14 protein-coding genes are annotated in these 18,510 nt (G+C 63.0%); 9 read left to right on the plus strand and 5 right to left on the minus strand.

Translation table 11 applies throughout. From position 1 onward, the window contains the following. The 5 genes from C8J33_RS23125 to C8J33_RS23145 form a co-directional block, all read right to left on the minus strand. Positions 1-1,079, minus strand: a 1,079-nt coding sequence (locus C8J33_RS23125) for an MCP four helix bundle domain-containing protein (protein ID WP_132665493.1), incomplete at its 3' end; no start/stop codon positions are given. Between the two features lie 84 nt (positions 1,080-1,163). Further along, positions 1,164-1,679, minus strand: a complete 516-nt coding sequence (locus tag C8J33_RS23130) for a chemotaxis protein CheW (RefSeq protein WP_132665494.1) — start codon at positions 1,677-1,679, stop codon at positions 1,164-1,166. Further along, positions 1,676-3,745 (minus strand): chemotaxis protein CheA, encoded by a 2,070-nt coding sequence (locus C8J33_RS23135; protein WP_132665495.1) that lies wholly within the window; start codon positions 3,743-3,745, stop codon positions 1,676-1,678. Before C8J33_RS23135 ends, C8J33_RS23130 begins: the two co-directional genes overlap by 4 nt. After that, positions 3,742-4,110 carry a response regulator gene (locus C8J33_RS23140; RefSeq protein WP_092930607.1) on the minus strand — a complete coding sequence of 123 codons (369 nt, stop codon included), beginning with the start codon at positions 4,108-4,110 and terminating at the stop codon, positions 3,742-3,744. The genes C8J33_RS23135 and C8J33_RS23140 overlap by 4 nt, the downstream gene beginning before the upstream one ends. Beyond that, positions 4,107-4,442, minus strand: coding sequence for an STAS domain-containing protein (locus tag C8J33_RS23145; protein ID WP_132665496.1), 336 nt, complete (start codon positions 4,440-4,442; stop codon positions 4,107-4,109). The genes C8J33_RS23140 and C8J33_RS23145 overlap by 4 nt, the downstream gene beginning before the upstream one ends. Positions 4,443-4,897: 455 nt before the next feature. Here C8J33_RS23145 and C8J33_RS23150 point away from each other — a divergent pair, with 455 nt between their 5' ends. The 9 genes from C8J33_RS23150 (at position 4,898) to C8J33_RS23185 (ending at position 18,474) form a co-directional block, all read left to right on the plus strand. Next, the gene (locus C8J33_RS23150) at positions 4,898-5,137 is read left to right on the plus strand and encodes a hypothetical protein (protein ID WP_092930611.1); all 240 of its coding nucleotides are present in this window, start codon (positions 4,898-4,900) and stop codon (positions 5,135-5,137) included. A gap of 8 nt (positions 5,138-5,145) precedes the next feature. Continuing rightward, positions 5,146-5,328: a hypothetical protein gene (locus tag C8J33_RS23155; RefSeq protein ID WP_062475557.1), complete on the plus strand. Its 183-nt coding sequence runs from the start codon at positions 5,146-5,148 to the stop codon at positions 5,326-5,328. Positions 5,329-5,469: 141 nt separating this feature from the next. Continuing rightward, entirely contained in the window at positions 5,470-7,326 is a 1,857-nt protein-coding gene (malQ, locus tag C8J33_RS23160) for a 4-alpha-glucanotransferase (protein ID WP_132665497.1), read from the plus strand. 108 nt (positions 7,327-7,434) lie between these two features. After that, positions 7,435-10,683: a maltotransferase domain-containing protein gene (locus C8J33_RS23165; RefSeq protein ID WP_132665498.1), complete on the plus strand. Its 3,249-nt coding sequence runs from the start codon at positions 7,435-7,437 to the stop codon at positions 10,681-10,683. A gap of 18 nt (positions 10,684-10,701) precedes the next feature. Continuing rightward, complete coding sequence (treS, locus tag C8J33_RS23170) at positions 10,702-14,031, plus strand: maltose alpha-D-glucosyltransferase (RefSeq protein ID WP_132665528.1); 3,330 nt, start codon at positions 10,702-10,704, stop codon at positions 14,029-14,031. Continuing rightward, complete coding sequence (glgB, locus tag C8J33_RS23175; RefSeq protein WP_422038951.1) at positions 14,031-16,232, plus strand: 1,4-alpha-glucan branching protein GlgB; 2,202 nt, start codon at positions 14,031-14,033, stop codon at positions 16,230-16,232. Before treS ends, glgB begins: the two co-directional genes overlap by 1 nt. A gap of 91 nt (positions 16,233-16,323) precedes the next feature. Further along, positions 16,324-16,464 (plus strand): hypothetical protein, encoded by a 141-nt coding sequence (locus tag C8J33_RS27135; protein ID WP_165929866.1) that lies wholly within the window; start codon positions 16,324-16,326, stop codon positions 16,462-16,464. 169 nt (positions 16,465-16,633) lie between these two features. Further along, positions 16,634-17,254 carry a BA14K family protein gene (locus C8J33_RS23180; RefSeq protein WP_132665500.1) on the plus strand — a complete coding sequence of 207 codons (621 nt, stop codon included), beginning with the start codon at positions 16,634-16,636 and terminating at the stop codon, positions 17,252-17,254. A gap of 47 nt (positions 17,255-17,301) precedes the next feature. Next, the gene (locus C8J33_RS23185) at positions 17,302-18,474 is read left to right on the plus strand and encodes a glycosyltransferase (RefSeq protein ID WP_132665501.1); all 1,173 of its coding nucleotides are present in this window, start codon (positions 17,302-17,304) and stop codon (positions 18,472-18,474) included. The last annotated feature ends 36 nt before the right edge of the window (positions 18,475-18,510 follow it).

The raw sequence follows: 18,510 nt of genomic DNA on the forward strand, positions 1-18,510 counted from the left end.
GTCTGGGCGGCATTGTCGGCGTTCTGCTTGATATTGGCCGCCATCTCTTCCATCGAGGCGGAGGCTTCCTCGGCGGACGAGGCCTGCTCGGTCGCGCCCTGGCTCAGCTGTTCGGAGCTCGAGGACAGTTCCTGGCTGCCCGAGGAGACGTTGTCGGAGGCCGACAGCGCGTCGCCGACAACGCCGCGTAGGCGCTCGACCATCAGCTGCAGGGAGCTGCCCAGAATGTCCTTGTCGGAGAGGGGCTTCGGCGTGTTCGTCAGGTCGCCATTGGCGATCTGGTCGGCGGACTTTGCCGTGTTGCGCAGATTGCCGGTCATGACCATGACGGCATCGACCACATCGCGGATCTCGTCGTTCGTCTTGACGGAAACGGTCTGGTCGAGGTCACCGATGGCGACGGCTTCGGCCATGATGCGGATCTTCTTCAAGCCGCTATTGATGCCCATCGCAATGATGGAAGCGACGGCTGTGGAGATCAGGAGCATGGCAACAAGACTGCCGATCAACACGTTGCGGGAGAATTCATACTGCGCGTTGGTCGCCTGGTCGGTCGTGGTCAGGTCGGCAGCGATCTGGTCGTTGAGGCCCGAAAGAGACGACAGCAATTCCTTGGTGACCTGGGCACCATCACCCATGGAAATCTCGCCCGCGCGGCGATTGCTGTCGGGCGTGTTCTCCTTCGCGAGTTGCAGAACGCCGTCCTGCATCTTGACCCAGGCCGGATAGGTCGCCTGGAAATCAGCGACCTTCTGCCGGATGAGCGGATTCGTTTCGCGGTCGAAGCTCTTGACGATCCGGGCGATCGTTTCGCGCTGTCCGGTGACGGACGATACGTAGCCTTCGATCAGCGACGCATCGGTGTTGATGATGGCGTTCTTTTCCTGCTGGATGGATGTCAGAACGGCATCCGAAAGATCGCTGGAATCCCTGAGGTTTGCCGCAGGTCCCTGGATGATGTCGGTGATCGAACTGTTCAGCGAGGACAGGTTGACGATGGCAAGCACCGCCATGCCGCATGAGAGAAGAATGAGGAAGCCGAACGCGCCGGCCAGTTTCAGTTTGATCGTCATCCGCATCGGGATTTCGCTTTCGTGGATAAGGTGAAGAGTGACGGAGATATGAAAGGTCGGCCGAATGTCGGAATCTGTGTAAACGGAGCCCTAGCCCGTGAAGAGCATTCCCGTCGGAGTAACATCGACCGAGAAGATCTTCTTCAGGTTCGGCACGATGATGAACTCGCCATTTCGCTTGACGAGGCAGTCGATGAAGTCGGCACGCCAGCGCATGCCGATGCTGGGCGGCGGTTCGCTGGATGCCTGGGCAAGGGTGGTGACCTCGTAGACCTTGTCGGTGCGGATGCCGACGAGGCAAGGCTCGCCCTCGACGTCGAGCTGGACGACGATGATGCGGCTATCGATGGTCGCTTCGCCGGCCTCCATGCCGAAGGCGAGGCGAATATCGGCCAGCGGAATGACCTTGCCGCGGAAGTTGATGACGCCGCCGAGAAAGGCCTTGGCGCCGGGCACCCGCGTTTCGGGCAGGAGGTCGAGGATCTCCTGGACCACCGTCGCCTCGATGGCGAAGGTTTCGCCATTGAGGTTGAAGGTCAGGACGGCGACATCCTCGCGGTCCCTCCAGAGCAGGTCGGTCTCGTGTTTCCTGAGATGCTTGTTCATCCGGCGGCCCGCAACTGCGCCTCCTGCTGCTGGCCGACGGTCACGAGATGTGTGACGTCGAGGATCAGCGCGACATTGCCGTCGCCCAGAATGGTGGCGCCGGAGAAGGTGACGACGTCGTGATGCAGCTTCGACATTGCCTTGATGACAGTCTGGTGGTCGCCGATGATCTGGTCGACCACGAGCCCGACGCGCTCGTTGCCCGTGGAGATGACCACCATCTTCTGGTAGCGATCCGGCGGGGTGCCGGTGCGAAACAGTTCGCGTAGCCGCAGGAAGGGCACGAGGTGATCGCGCAGCGAGATGAAGCTGCGACCACGCGAGCGCAGGTCCTCCTCGGCCGACAGTTCGAGGCATTCCTCCACCGCCGACAGCGGAATGACGTAGGAGCCCGTGCCGACCCGCACGAGAAGCCCATCGATGATGGCGAGCGTCAGCGGGATGCGCAGCGAGATCTCGGAGCCTTCGCCCGGCGTGCTTTGCATGTCGATGACGCCGCGGAGCGCCTCGACCGTCTTCTTGACGACATCCATGCCGACGCCGCGGCCGGAAAGACTGGTGATCTGGGCGGCCGTGGAAAAGCCCGGCTGGAGGATCAGCTGCAGCAACTCCTGATCGAGCAGCATCTGACCGGGCTGGATGAGGCCCGAGGCCTCCGCCTTGGCGCGGACGCGCTCGCGGTCGATACCGCGCCCGTCGTCGCGAATGGTGATGATGACCTCGCCGCCGGCTTGGCGGGCCGACAGCGTTACGCGCCCGGCGCGTGCCTTGCCGGAGGCCAGGCGGTCCTCGGGCATCTCCAGCCCGTGGTCGATCGAATTGCGCACGAGATGGACGAGCGGATCGGCCAGACGCTCGATCACCGTCTTGTCGACCTCCGTGGTCTCGCCTTCGGTAACGAGTTCGATCTCCTTGCCGGTTTCCCGGGCGAGATCGTGGACGAGGCGGCGGAAGCGGCCGAACAGGCTGCCGACCGGCACCATGCGCAGCACCATCATCGTGTCGCGCAGCTCGCCCGACAGACGCTCGACGTCTTCGGAGACCGAGCGCAGCTGGATATCGGCACTGACGCCGGCCAACTGCGACAGACGGGACTGGGCGATGACGAGCTCGCCGACGCGGTCCATCAGCTCGTCCAGCCGTTCGGCGGGAACGCGGACGTTCTCGGCCGCGGGCTTCGTCTGCTTGGCATCGGCGATGGCAGGCGCGGTATTGGGTACGCGCGCCGGCTCGGATGCTGCAGCTTCGGCGAGAGGGAGAACGACGGACGTCGGGGCCGGGGCCAGGGTTGGGGCCAAGGCTGGGGTTGATGCGGAGGCGACGGCCAGGGCCGGCGCGGAAGAGACCTCTTCAAGCACCATCTCCATGTCGTCCATGACGAAGATGAAGACGTCCTCGATGGCGGCGCGCGGCTGCGGCAGCAATGTCGTCAGCTCCACCGTCCAGCCGATATGAAGATCGTCGGGCTCGATCGCGTCGAGGCTCGGAATGGCGGAGGTATCGGCCTTGATGGTGCAGTCGCCGAGATCGGCCAGTTCTTCGAGCAGGCCGAGGGGATTGGTGCCGTTCGCCATGGCATTGACCGGCAGCCGGAAGCGCAGCCGCCAGCGCGTGGCCGCCGACGCAGTGGCAGAGGAAATACCCGCAACGGCCGCCGGCAGCGGGGCCGCGACGACACAACCCTGCGCAGCCTTGGCGCCCACGGCCGCCTGCAGCTTTGCCAGCAAGCCGTTTCCGGTCGCCTCATGGTCGCCGTTCGGCGTATCCACCAGCGCCTTCATGTGATCCTGTGCTTCCAGCACCGCCGCCACGAGCTCGGCCGTGGCCGGCACCTCGCCCTTGCGCACCCGGTCGAACGCCGTCTCGCAATGGTGGGTGAAGGCCGCCAGCGCCTCGAAGCCGAACATGGAGCCCGACCCTTTCAGCGTGTGGAGACCGCGAAACACGGCGTCGATCTGCGCCTGGTTCGACAGATCGCCGAGGAGGTCGAGAAGCCCCTCCTCGATGACGACGAACAGCTCGGCGGCCTCCATGCGAAAGACCTGCACAGGATCCATCAGGTTCATTTGCCCAACACCTTCCGGGTGATCTTGACGAGCTGCTCGGGATCGAACGGCTTGGTGATCCAGCCCGTCGCGCCTGCGGCCTTGGCCTGCGCCTTCATCTCGGCATCCGACTCGGTCGTCAGGAAGATGATCGGAATTCCGGTATGGGCGGGCGAGGCGCGTAGCGCCTGGATCATGGCAAGGCCGTTCATGTTGGGCATGTTCAGGTCGGTGACGATCATGTCGAAGCGGCCGCCTTTGGCCTTGGCCAGACCATCGACACCATCCACGGCCTCGGTCACCTGATAGCCGGCACCTGTCAGCGCGATCCGGGTGGTCATTCGGATGCTGGCGCTGTCGTCGACGGTGAGAATATGGGCGCTCATTGCATCTGTTCCTTGCCGTGCAGCCAGAACCGGCTGTTTTGCGGGGTCATGTCGGTGAGAAATCCGCCGCGCGCGAGCGTCGACAGCAGGCTGCCTTCAGCGGGTCTTGAGAGGGAAAAGCTGCGGCCGAGCGTCTCGGCATAGCGCCGCGAAGCTTCGAGAAGCTGGATGAACGAAAGATCGGCGTCAGCAGCTTCCGGAACATCGATGACAACGTCGCCGGAGTGCTCGAAAGCAGTCCGCAGCATTTCGGCGATGTCTCGGGATTGGCGAATGGTCAACGCAACCGGAAGCACAAGAGGCACCGAGGGCATGGGATCTTGAACAGACATACGAAGAGAACCTTAACGACGGGCGCGGCAGAGCCCACAGCCGCGTCCCCATGAGGGACAGGAATGTTAATGGCGGTGCCGGTACGGCACCGTTCATGCATTTAGGAGGCACGGGGAGGTGCCGAGGTCGAGAAAATGGGGAATGATCGGGCACTCGTGACGATCCGCTTCATGCGGATCAGGAGCCGGTTCCCCGGGCCGATCTGATAGAGAGAACTTTCCCTCAAGAGCGTTAAAACCGGTTTAATGTGCCATTCTAATTAATTTATATTTTTATTTACGATCTTTTACACAATCTAAAGAAGTATTCTTTTGTCAATTATACACCTGAAAGACAGGCCTGCTCCACGCTTGCGATGTCCCTTCGAAAGCAATGGTTGCCCATCCGAAAACGGATCCCTTGACATGCGTTCAAAAATAGAACATTTAGAGAACAAATCAGGAGATGGTTCGAGATGGCAATAGCAGAGAAATTCATTGTCTTGCCCTTCAAGAAGGTCCGCGGCGGCGTTGCCCCCGGTGAGATGCGCCAGGCGTCGAATGCCGTCAGCGCCGAGAAGATCGCGACCTCCATGTCCACCCGCTTTCCCGGCGTGGCGGCCTATGCGGTCAAAGTCGACGAGGAGTCCGGGGACATGAGCGATCCCCGCCTGATCATCCAGTTCGGCGAGGTTGCCGATCTCGCAGCAGCATGAGGTATGCGATGGATAAGCAGATCGAATTGCGCGAAAGCGTCCGGATCCTGATCGCCCAGGGCGAAGCCGCGCGCCAGCGTGCCGAGGCCCACCGCGAACAGACCCGCATCAAGGTTGCCGCCATGGCTTCGCGCCCTGGCGAGAAATATCTGGCCGCCATGCGCCAGGCCAAGGCGGCGACGAGCCACTGAGGCTGGCAGCCGGGCTTACCCGCCTCTAGGAAGCGACCCGCGCCACGACATTCGCATCGCTGCCGTTTGCCATCCGGACGAACCGCCTTAGGTCTCCCTGAATTACCCATATCGGGACTTCCTCAGAGGGCGACGACATCCATGAAGCGCGAGACGATCGACGAGCTTGCACGCCGGCACGGTATCGGCGAAACGCGACCGAGCCCTGAGAAGGACGAGGTTACGGTCTCCACCGAGACGAAGATCAAAATTCTCGAGGCGCTGAACGTCGATCTCGATGCCCCCGAGCAACCGGGCAAGCCCTTGGTCGGGCAGAAGACCGCGACGACGAAAACCCTGCCCGCCTCCTACCTCCCGCCCTTCCTCGGAAAAACCCGCGTCTGGGGCGTGACGCTCGAGCCCTACGCGCTTCGCTCGTCCCGCAACTGGGGCATCGGCGATTTTCAGGATCTCTGCGATATCGCCCGCGTGTTCGGCCCGCTCGGCGCCGACTTCATCGGACTGACGCCGCTGCACGCGCCGTTCCTCGCCGACCCCGATCGTTGCAGCCCCTATGAACCCTCCAGCCGCCAGCGCCTGAACCCGCTCTACATCGCCGTCGATCGCGTTCCCGGTTATGAGCCGCACCCGGATGTGGAGCGCAAGGCAGCCGAATTGCGGGAAACCACGCTGGTCGATTATGTCGGCGTCTGCAGCTTGAAGCTGGAAGCGCTGCGCAACATCTGGGCAGGCTGGACGCCCGAACAGAACGGATCATCCAACCCCGAGAATTTCGAGACCTTCATCACGCGCGAGGGCGCGCCTCTGCGTCTCCACGCGCTGTTCGAAGCCCTGTCCTTCACGATGTCGGCCCAGGGCCTTGGCGCCGGCTGGCATGCATGGCCGGAGAGCTTCAAGGACCCGGAGAGCCCTGACGTCGCAGCCTTTATCGAAACGCACGAGGACGAGATCCGCTTCCATATGTGGCTGCAATGGCTGGCGCACGGCCAACTCGATGCGGCGTCCAAGGCTGCGAAGTCAGCCGGCATGCGGATCGGGCTCTATCTCGATCTTGCGGTCGGCGAGGCGCTCGACGGCGCCGCCACTTGGGGCGAGCGCGATCTCTACGTCTCCGCGGCCACCGTCGGCAGCCCACCGGATCCCTTCGCTGCCGACGGACAGGATTGGCATCTCGCCGCCTTCCAGCCGGCCGCCATCGCCAGCGGCGACCCCTCGCCCTACCAGCGCATGGTGACCGCCGCCATGCGCTATGCCGGCGCCATCCGCATCGATCACGCCGCGGCCCTGCGCCGCCTGTTCCTCGTCCCGCTCGACCTCAAGCCGGATGGCGGCGCCTATGTCGAATATCCGGAAAAGGATCTTCTCGGCATTCTCGCGGAAACCTCAGGGCACCACGAGTGCCTCGTCATCGGCGAGGATCTCGGCGTCCTCCCCGATGGTCTGCAGGACGATCTCACGGAGGCACGTATCCTCTCCTACCGGATCCTCTCCTACGAGCGCACCGAAGACGGCTTCAAGCCGGGGCAAGAGTATCCGGCGCTGTCGCTTGCCTGCATCTCCACGCATGACCACCAGACGCTCGCCGGTTGGTGGCGTGGCGCGGATATCACCACCCGCGCCGACCACGGCATCTTGCCGCCGGATATCACCAAGGCACATCAGGAAGAGCGCAAGACGGAGCGGAAGGATCTGGCACGGGCACTGGACGACGCGGGTATCAAGCAACCTCCCCACCTGCCTCCGGGTTCGGCACAGGATCAGGCCTTGACCCGTATCGTCATCGACGCCCACCGCTTCATCGCCAGAACGGCATCGGCGCTCTCTGCCGTGCGTCTTGCCGACATGACCGGCGAGAAGAACCCGACCAACGTTCCGGGAACGAGCGACAGCTATCCGAACTGGAAGCCGAAGCTGTCCGTGGCGCTCGAAGCCCTGTCCGAAGCGCCGCTTCTCGTCGCCATATCCACGGTCATGCGGGAGGAACGCCCGCGGTCGTAGGATGACGTTTGCGCGTGGCTGACGGCATCGTTCTGCCATGATCGGCAAGACAATGTGGAACAAGCTTGGGGTTCGCACGGTTCTCGATGAAACAACGCGAGACAGCCCATGAATGTTCATTCGCTTGCCGAAGCACACACACCTGTCGTCACGCCGCCGCGAATCTACTACGTCCACCCCCTGCAATTGCGGGGATTAGAGGCGTGGGACGCGGCCTTTGCGCATGCTGCGACGCTTGGTTTCGACACGGTGCTGTCAGCGCCCGTCTTCCAGAAGGGTGAGACAACAAGCGTGTTCGTCACGGCCGATTTCGAAAAGCTGAACCCGGAACTCGGGCTTGGCGAGAGCGTCGAGGACGGCGTGTCGGCTCTGGTCGACGCCGCGCGGCGACATGGCCTCTCCCTGATGCTTGATCTCGTCGTCGGACGCGAAGCAGATACACATTCCGACACAAGCGGCCCCGTCGATCCGCGCATCTCACCCACCGTCGCCGGCAGCCGCGCTATACACGCACATGAGGCGGACTCGGAAGCCACGCTGATCACCACGTGGGCGGATCGCATCCAGACGCTTGCCGACGCCGGTGTCAGCGGCTTCCGCTGCGTCGGCCTTGCCGCCATACCGGCCGACGCATGGCGGACGCTGATCTCGAACGTTCACCAGCGCCAGCCGCAGGTCCGGTTCCTCGCCTGGACGCCGGGCACGACCTTCGATGACCGCAAAGCCTTGGCGGAAGCCGGGTTCGAGGGCGGCTTCTCGTCGCTCGCTTGGTGGAACCTCAGGGATCGCTGGCTTCTCGACGAATACGAGCTTCAGCGGAATTTCGGCTACCAGATCGCCTTTCCCGAAGCGCCGTTCGCCAAGCGCATTGCCCATGGCACGGAAAGCAGCGAGATTCTGAAGCGGCGCGCCATCCGCACGCTCGGCCTCTCCGCGACGATCGGCCAGGGCATTCTGATCCCGATGGGCTTCGAGTTCGGCGCATCGACACCGCTGGACCCGATGCATGGTCATGGCAGCGGCATCCGCGCCCTGAAATCCCAAAGCGCCTTCGACATCTCCTCCGAGATACGGTCCCTCAACGAACGGCTTGCTGCCACGACACCCTCGGCTGCAACGCCGCTAACCCTGATTGCCGGCAGCGCGACATCCGTAAGCGCTCTCGTACAGGGCGACCACGTGGACCTTCGTCAGGCCGAGACCGTGCGCGTCATCGTCTGCAACCGCGATCTTCGCCGGAGCGCCGCAGCACCGTTCAATGCGATCCGCGAGGCGGCATCCGCCTTCCTGCCGCTGTGCGATATCGCCCGGCCCGAACGCGCGCTCGATGCCGATGTGCGGCTTGCACCGGGCGAGCTACGCATCTTCGAGGGCACGGCGTCCAAGCCGATCCTCATGGCAGGCGCCGCTATGGATGCGCGCGCCGCTGCTGATACGCCGCGTCTGGCCATCGAGAAAGTCGCACCTGCGGTTGACGACGGCCGCTTCCCGGTAAAGCGCGTTGTTGGCGATGTGGTGAAGGTGGAAGCCGATATTTTCGGCGACGGCCATGACCCGCTGGCAGCCGTCCTGCTCTGGCGTCCGGTGGATGCGCAGGAATGGACAGAAGTTCCGATGCAGTTCGTCATCAACGACCATTGGAAGGCGGAATTTACCCTGAAGCGCATGGGCCGCCATGAATACATCGTAGAGGCCTGGCGCAACCCCTACGCTATCTTCCGCTACGAACTCGGCAAGAAGCATGAGGCCAATCTGGATCTGACGCTCGAGATCCAGGAAGGCATCAACCTCATCAAGGCTGCAGAAGAACATGGCCCCCAGCGGGTTCAACCCGAGCTGAAAGCGCTCCTTGCAACGCTGGCGGACGAGGACGCGGACGCGAAGACCAAACGGCTGCTGGCACCGGAAACCTTCGCCCTCATGGCCCGCGCGGATCGCCGGCCCTTCAGCGTCCGCTCCGCCGTCATCCCCGTTGATGCCGAGCGGAAGGCAGCTGGTTTTGCCAGTTGGTTTCAGGTCTTCCCGCGCTCGCAAAGCGGCGATGCGAACCGCCACGGTACATTCGACGATGTCATCGGCCGACTACCCGCCATCCGTGAGATGGGCTTCGACGTCCTCTATTTCCCGCCGATCCACCCGATCGGCACGACGAACCGCAAGGGCCGCAACAACACGCTGACGCCCAGCCCGACAGATCCCGGCAGCCCCTATGCCATCGGCTCGCCGGATGGCGGTCATGATGCCATCCATCCGGAACTCGGCACGCTTGAAGATTTCCGCAGGCTGGTCGCGGCTGCCGCCGATCACGGGCTCGAAATCGCGCTCGATCTCGCCATCCAGGCCTCGCCGGATCACCCCTGGCTGAAGGATCATCCCGGCTGGTTCGACTGGCGACCGGACGGCACCATTCGCTATGCCGAAAACCCGCCGAAGAAGTACGAGGACATTGTCAACGTTGATTTCTACGCGAAGGACGCCGTGCCATCGTTGTGGGAGACGCTGCGCGATGTCGTTCAGCATTGGGTCGATCAAGGCGTAAAACTCTTCCGCGTCGACAATCCCCACACCAAGCCGTTTCCCTTCTGGGAGTGGCTGATCGCCGATATTCGCGGCCGTCATCCAGAGGTCGTGTTCCTGTCGGAAGCCTTCACCAAGCCGAAGGTCATGTACCGTCTGGCAAAAGTCGGTTTCTCGCAGTCCTACACCTACTTCACTTGGCGCAACGAGAAGTGGGAACTCGAAGAGTACATGCGGGAGATCACGACGCAGGAGCCGAAAGAGTTCTTCCGCCCGCACTTCTTCGTCAACACGCACGATATCAACCCGGATTTCCTGCAGAACGCTCCGCGCCCGGCCTATCTCATCCGCGCCGCCCTCGCCGCGACCCTCTCGGGACTCTGGGGCGTCTATAACGGCTTCGAGCTCTGCGAAGGCAGGCCGGATGCCAAGCGCAAGGAATATGCCGACAGCGAGAAGTACGAGATCCGGGCATGGGACTATGACCGCCCGGGTCACATCAAGGGCGAGATTGCCCTGCTCAACCGCATCCGCCGCGAGAACCCGGCGCTTCACTCGCATCTCGGCCTGACGCTGCTACCCGCTTGGAACGACAATGTCCTGTTCTTCGAAAAGGCCAGCGCCGGCCGCGAGAACGTGGTGCTGATCGCCATCAGCCTCGATCCGAACGCGACGCAGGAAGCGGATGTCGAAGTGCCGCTCTGGTCATGGAACCTTCCCGACGACGGCTCGCTTCCGATGGAAGACCTCATTGCCAACCGGGCCTTCACCTGGACGGGAAAAATACAACACATCCGCCTCGATCCGTCGATGCCCTTTGGCATCTGGCGGGTTCGGTAGGGAGGAACCAGTATGGATATGCTCACCGACGAAGTGCAGGACGACACTGAGAGCCGCGCGCGCAACCACGCACAAAGCGGCTCCTCAGACCCGCTGTGGTACAAGGACGCGATCATCTACCAGCTGCACATCAAGTCGTTTCACGATGGAAACGGCGATGGCATCGGCGACTTCAAGGGCCTTCAGGAGAAGCTCGACCATATCTCGTCGCTGGGCGTCACCGCGATCTGGCTACTCCCCTTCTTCCCGTCGCCGCGACGGGACGATGGCTATGACATTGCCGACTACGGCGATGTCAGCCCCGATTACGGCACGATGGACGAGTTCCAGGCCTTCGTGGATGCCGCTCATGATCGGGGCATTAGGGTCATCATCGAACTTGTCATCAACCACACATCCGACCAGCACCCATGGTTCCAGCGCGCCCGCAACGCGCCGGCAGGCTCCCCCGAGCGTGATTTCTACGTCTGGTCGGATACGGACCAGAAGTTCCCGGAAACCCGCATCATCTTCCTCGATACGGAGAAGTCCAACTGGACCTGGGACCCGGTCGCCGGCGCCTATTACTGGCACCGCTTCTACTCCCACCAGCCGGACCTGAACTTCGACAATCCACAGGTCCTCGAAGAGCTGCTGTCCGTCATGCGCTTCTGGCTGGAAACCGGCATCGACGGCTTCCGGCTGGACGCCATCCCCTACCTGATCGAACGCGAGGGAACCAACAATGAGAACCTGGCCGAAACACACGACATCCTGAAGCAGATCCGCGCGGCGCTGGATGCGAGCCACCCCGGCCGCATGCTGCTGGCCGAAGCCAACCAGTGGCCGGAGGATACCAACGAATATTTCGGCAGCGGCGACGAGTGCCACATGGCATTCCACTTCCCGCTGATGCCGCGCATGTACATGGCGATCGCCAAGGAAGACCGCTTCCCCATCACCGACATCATGCGCCAGACGCCCGATATCCCGGAAAATTGCCAGTGGGCGATCTTCCTGCGCAACCATGACGAACTGACGCTCGAAATGGTGACGGATGCGGAGCGGGACTACCTCTGGAATATCTATGCCGCCGACCGCCGCGCCCGCATCAATCTCGGCATCCGCCGTCGCCTCGCGCCCCTGATGGAGCGCGACCGCCGCCGGGTCGAGTTGATGAACGCGCTCCTGCTCTCCATGCCCGGCACGCCCGTCATCTATTATGGCGACGAGATCGGCATGGGCGACAATATCTATCTCGGAGATCGAGATGGCGTGCGGACGCCGATGCAGTGGTCTCCGGATCGCAATGGCGGCTTCTCGCGCGCCGATCCCGCTCGCCTTGTTCTGCCCCCAGTCATGGATCCGCTCTATGGCTACGAGGCGGTGAACGTCGAGGCGCAATCCGCGGACGCGCATTCGCTCCTGAACTGGATGCGGCACATGCTGGCGCTCCGCCGTCGTCACGTCGCCTTCGGCCGCGGCACGCAGCGCTTCCTCAAGCCCGGCAACCGCAAGATCCTCGCCTATCTCCGGGAGTATGAAGGCGACACGATCCTCTGTGTTTTCAACCTCTCCCGCCTGCCGCAGGCCGTCGAACTCGATCTCTCCGAATTCGAGAATCGCGTACCGATCGAACTGACCGGTATGTCGCCCTTCCCGCCCATCGGCCAGCTCACCTATCTCCTGACCCTGCCGCCCTACGGCTTCTTCTGGTTCCAGCTGGTCGCGGAAGCAGACGGCCCGACCTGGCGCAACGACCCGCCGGAACAACTGCCCGATTTCGCGACCATGGTGCTGCGCCGCGACCTTCTGGAAGTGGTCGAGGAGCCCCGTCTGTCGAACGTCCTGTCGCGCGATGTCCTCCCCTCCTATCTCGCCAAACGCCGCTGGTTCGGCTCGAAGGGAGAGACGCTGCACAGCGCCAAGATCGTCAGCGCCGTGCCCATGGGCTTCCCGCACGACATCCTGCTCGGCGAACTCGAGGCGGAACTCGAGGGGCATACCGAAACCTACATGCTGCCGCTCGCGATCGCCTGGGACGACGCCAACCCGCCGGCTCTCGCCCAACAGCTGGCGCTTGCCCGTCTGCGGCAGGGTCGCCGCGTCGGCTTCCTGACGGATGGCTTTGCGGTCGAAGCCTTTGCCCGCGGCGTCCTCAAGGGTCTGCGCGAGCGCACCCAGATCTCCGGACGCAGCGGTACGCTGGAGTTCATCGGAAGCGACCAGCTCGATGGCATCGACGTGCGCGACGATCTGCCGATCCACTGGCTGTCGGCCGAGCAGTCCAACAGCTCGCTGATCGTCGGCGATATCGCGATGATCAAGCTCATCCGCCACATCTTCCCGGGCATCCATCCGGAAGTGGAGATGACGCGCTATCTGACCAGCGTCGGCTATGCCAACACCGCACCGCTGCTCGGCGAGATCGCCCGCATCGCGCCGGACGGCACGCGCTCGACGCTGATCATCATTCAGGGCGCCATTCGCAATCAGGGCGACGCCTGGACCTGGATGCTCAGCACCCTGCGCCGCACCCTCGACGATACGCTGACCTCCGTTTCCGACATCGCCTCCACGGACGTACAGGAAGGCCTGTTCTCACCGCTGATGGACTTCGTCTCCAATGTCGGCACGCGTCTCGGCGAACTTCATGTCGCCCTGGCGAAACCGACCGAGGATGAGGCCTTCGCCCCTGTTCGTGCCGGTACGGACGACATCGAAGACTTGCGCCGTCAGGTGATCGAACAGATTTCGGACGGTCTCGATATCCTCGACGGCGCGCGTGCCGACGTCGATCCGGCGCTTGGCGGCGAGATCTCAAGGCTGATCGAGGGGCGCGAGACCCTTCTTGCCTCCATCGGCGCGCTCGCAGATCGCGCCGCGGACACGCTCATGATCCGCAACCACGGTGACTTTCACCTGGGCCAGATCCTCGTCGCGGAAGCCGATGCCTATCTCATCGACTTCGAAGGCGAGCCGGCCCGGAACCTCGATGAGCGCCGCGCAAAGACCAATCCCCTGCGCGATGTCGCCGGCCTGTTGCGGTCGCTGAGCTATCTCGGTGCAACGGCTGAACTCGACAATGAGGCGGTGACCGACCCGAACGACGATCGACGGACGGTGCTCATCCGCGCCTTCATCGAGAAGGCCGAGGCGGCATTTCTGTCGAGCTACTTCACGGTGACCGAAACGTCGGACCACCTGCGTATGCCGGAAGCGATCCGCACGCAGATCCTCGACCTCTTCCTTTTGGAAAAGGCGACGTACGAAATCGCTTACGAAGCCCGCAACCGGCCGAAATGGCTGCCCATCCCGCTCGCTGGCTTCTCCGCCATCGTCCGCCGACTTTCGGAAAGTAACGCCTGATGCTGGAACGCCTCGACCTTCTCCAGGGTATCGACCACGATGCCATCACCGCCCTCATCGATGGACGCCACGGCGACCCCTTCGCCGTCCTCGGCCCTCATCCGCATGCCGACCGAACCATCGTCCGGGTGCTGATGCCCGGCGCCGTCGGGATCGACCTTCTCGACCCGTCAAGCGGCGCCGTCGCAACGAGCCTTGAACTCGTGCATCCTGCCGGCCTCTTTGCGGCCCTGACCGACCTACCCCATTACCGGCTGCAGATTACTTGGCCGGAAGCCGTGCAGGAAACCGAGGACCCCTACGCCTTCGCCCCGCTGCTCGGCGATCTCGACCTGCACCTCTTCTCGCAGGGCACGCATTACAGTCTCGGCCGAACGTTTGGTGCGCGGGTGATGGATGTGGATGGCATTGAGGGCGTGCGGTTTGCCGTCTGGGCACCGAATGCGCGGCGCGTGTCTGTCGTTGGCGACTTCAATGCCTGGGATGGACGCCGCAATCCCATGCGGCTGCGCCCTTCCGCCGGTGTCTGGGAAATCTTCATCCCGCGCCTCAGCAAGGGCGAACGCTACAAGTTCGAGATCATCGACGCGTCCGGCACTGTCCTGGCGCAGAAGGCGGACCCGATCGCGCGCGCGAGCGAGGCAGCCCCCGCCACCGCCTCCATCGTCGCCTCCGCATCGCCCTATCCCTGGACCGACGAAGACTGGATGCGCCGGAAGACGGAGATCCGCGACGGGGAAGCGGCCATTTCGGTCTATGAGGTCCATCTCGAATCCTGGCTGCGGATCGCCGAGGACGGAAACCGTCCGCTGGACTGGATCGAGCTCAGCCAGCGACTGATCCCTTATGCCGCGCGGCTGGGCTTTACCCACATCGAGCTCCTGCCGATCATGGAATATCCCTTCGGCGGCTCCTGGGGCTACCAGCCGCTCGGCCTCTTCGCGCCGACCGGGCGCTACGGCACGCCGGAGGATTTCTCCTATTTCGTCGATCGCTGCCATGCTTCCGGCATCGGCGTTATTCTTGACTGGGTACCCGCTCACTTCCCGACCGACGTCTGGGGCCTCGCCCGCTTCGACGGTACCGCTCTCTACGAGCACGAAGACCCGCGCGAGGGCTTCCACAAGGACTGGAACACGCTCATCTACAATTTCGGCCGCAACGAGGTGAAGGGGTTCCTGATCGCCAGCGCGCTCGAATGGCTGGAGGAATACCACGTCGATGCGCTGCGCGTGGATGCGGTCGCCTCCATGCTCTACCGCGACTACAGCCGCAATGCCGGCGAGTGGATTCCGAACGAATATGGCGGGCGGGAGAACCTCGAAGCCGTCGAGTTCTTCAAGCATCTCAACAGCATCGTGCACCAGCGTTGCCCGAATGTGCTGCTGATCGCCGAGGAATCCACCGCATGGCCCGGTGTGACGGAGCCCGTCGAGAAAGGGGGCCTCGGCTTCGACTTCAAGTGGAACATGGGCTGGATGCACGACACGCTCCATTACATGGAGGAAGATCCGGTCTACCGGCGCTACAATCATGGGCAGATGACGTTCGGCATGGTCTATGCCTATTCCGAGCGCTTCATGCTGCCGCTGTCCCACGACGAGGTCGTGCACGGCAAGGGTTCGCTCCTCGGCAAGATGCCGGGCGACGCCTGGCAGAAGCTCGCCAATCTGCGCGCCTATTTCGGCTTCATGTGGGCCCATCCTGGCAAGAAGCTGCTCTTCATGGGCGGCGAGATCGCGCAGGAAACGGAGTGGAACCATGACGCCTCGATCGTCTGGGATCTGCTCGATCGGCCGGAACATGCCGGCATGCAGCGGCTTGTGGGCGATCTCAACCGCCTCTATGCCGCGGAGCCGGCCCTGCAATATGGCGACCTGCATCCCCAGGGCTTCGACTGGGCGGTGTCGGACGATGCCGAGCATTCGATCTTCGGCATGCTGCGCATCAGCGAGGACAGAACCTCGATGATCCTTGCCGTCTCCAACATGACGCCGGTGCCACGCCAGGGCTATCGCATCGGCGTGCCCACAGAAGGCCGGTGGGAAGAGGTGTTCAACAGCGATGCCGGCGTCTATGGTGGCTCCAACCTCGGCAATGTCGAAGCTTGGACGGAGCATCACCCCGCCCACGGCAAGCCACAATCCCTGTCGCTTACCTTACCGCCCCTTTCGACGATCATGCTCAAGTGGCGGGCCTGAGAACTGTCCATCATCCAATGCGCCAATCCGTCGCTGGACGATTCCGCCGCCTGCCATTGACGGCAGGTGGCGGGATCGTCCAAGATGCGGCATGCCCAACCATGATCTCGACCACGACGCCCCGCCTTCCCGCCGGGCGAAAATCCTCTTCTCAGTGCTCGTCGGCATCGTCGTGCTCGCCACCGTCAGCAGCATGGCGACCTCGATCGTGCTTTATCTGAAGAGCGTCTGACCGGCGGCTTTGCCCGCGTTCAAGCAAAGCACACGCGGGCCTTATTGTATCATCCTAATATTTGATGTTTTCGACACGCAAAAGCTGTCGGAACTCTGCGCCGTAGCATGCGTTGACGGGCAGATTCCTTGAGAATCGACACGTTTGTCCGCATGTCAGGAGCATCCTCATGAAAGCCACGGCCGCGTTCGCTTTCTTCCTCACCGTCGCCATGACGCTCTTCATTGCAGGATTCCTCAGTGCGTCCGCCCTGATGGCAAAGCCCGCGACGGAAGCACTTGCCAATATCAGCGTGGCTGACCTCTGGTCGTCAGCGCCGAAGCGCGTCGCGACCGCCGACCGTGGGCTCGAACGTGCTCCTGCCGCACCGCCGGTCGATCTCGCGTCGTCCGACAACCTGACGATCGCCCAACCTGCCGTACTGATGAACAACGCTTCCGCCGAGATCGACAACACACTGCCGGGCGCGCTGAGCGCGAAAACCGATCTCGCAATGGCACAGGACCCGGCCGTTGGTAACCCCGAGCATCAGGCATGGTGCGAACGGCGCTACCGGTCCTACAGTGCAGACGACAACAGCTACAGCGCCTATAGCGGCGACCGGAAGGCCTGTATCTCCCCCTATATGGATGTGGCTTCCACCGACGATATCGGCCGGATGTCGCCCTCCTCCGACGCCGTGACCAACGATCACGTGCGCCAGTGTCAGGCGCGCTATTCGTCCTACCGCGCCTCGGATAACACCTACCAGCCCTATGGCGGACCACGCCGCACCTGCGTGACTAACTAATACGCCAACCCGAACACATCCAAGACAAGAGAAGGCAAACCCTGTCCATGACAGCCAGACGCATCGTCGTCATCAGCGACTTTCAGGACGGGCATCCCGATCACGCTCCCCTCCCAACGGTGGAGGAAGCGTGCGACACGTGGGTGTCGGGACGGCGCGGCGGCAGACCAGAGATGGTTGCCAACCGCGATGATATCGCTGTCGATGGCGGCTATATCGAGCGCCTGCCGCTCGCCTGCCTGAAGGCGGGCCTCGTCGATAGCGCCGAGATCTGGACGCACTGGCGCGGCAGCCATCCGCCGGAAACGCGTGCAGGCCCGAGTCCGTACCTCAAACGCCGTGTTTTCCGGATGAACGGACCGGATGCCCCTTTCGCATCCAACGACATGCTCGGCCATATCGCCGCCTTCGGCGCGCCGCACATCCTCTGCGTCTGGGGTCTGGGTGTCAGCGAGGAGATCCTTCTCGCCTGTAGGGACAGTTTCAAGATCTACAATTCGATCGATGCCCCGGCCCTGCGCATTCCGCCCGAGGTAAGCCGGCATTTCGACCTCATCCTGACGGGCGCCCAGTGGCAGTCGGACGCCGTGCACGAACGACACCCCGACATGCTGACCGCGATCCTGCCGATCGGGCCCGAATTTGCCTCGGACACGACGTTCCATCCGCTCGACGTGCCGAAAACCTACGACATCATCTATGTCGCCGCCGCTCAAAGCTACAAACGCCACGACATCCTATTCGATGCCATGGCGAAGCTGCCGCGCTCGCTGCGAGCGCTCTGCGTCTGCGGTTACGGCGAGCTGACGGAGGCGTTCCGGCAACAGGTCGCCGAACGCGGTATCTTGGTCGATATCATCGACCCGCCGGGCGTGCCCTTCGAGGAGGTCAACCGGTTGATGAACACAGCGCGTATCGGCGTCGTCTGCGGTGTCGATGACGGAGCGCCCGCGATCTTGACGGAATACATGCTGGCCGGCCTTCCCGTTCTTGCCAACAGCGCGCTCTCCTGCGGCGGCCAGTTCATCACGCCCAAGACCGGCCGAACGGCTTCGGCGGAAGACTTTCACCTTGCGATCGCCGACATGCTGAAAACACTTTCGAGCTTCGATCCGCGCGCTGTCGTCCGGGCAAACTGGACGTGGCCGCACTCGATCCGAAGGCTGGAAGCTTTGATGTCGGCAACTGACAAAAAAAGACCCTCTCCACCTGGAACCTAGAGAGGTCCAGGCAGTTCCCTGCAAGCTTGACGGAAG

The sequence above is a fragment of the Rhizobium sp. PP-CC-3G-465 genome, from assembly GCF_004343445.1.
Taxonomy (GTDB): Bacteria; Pseudomonadota; Alphaproteobacteria; order Rhizobiales; family Rhizobiaceae; genus Ferranicluibacter; species Ferranicluibacter rubi.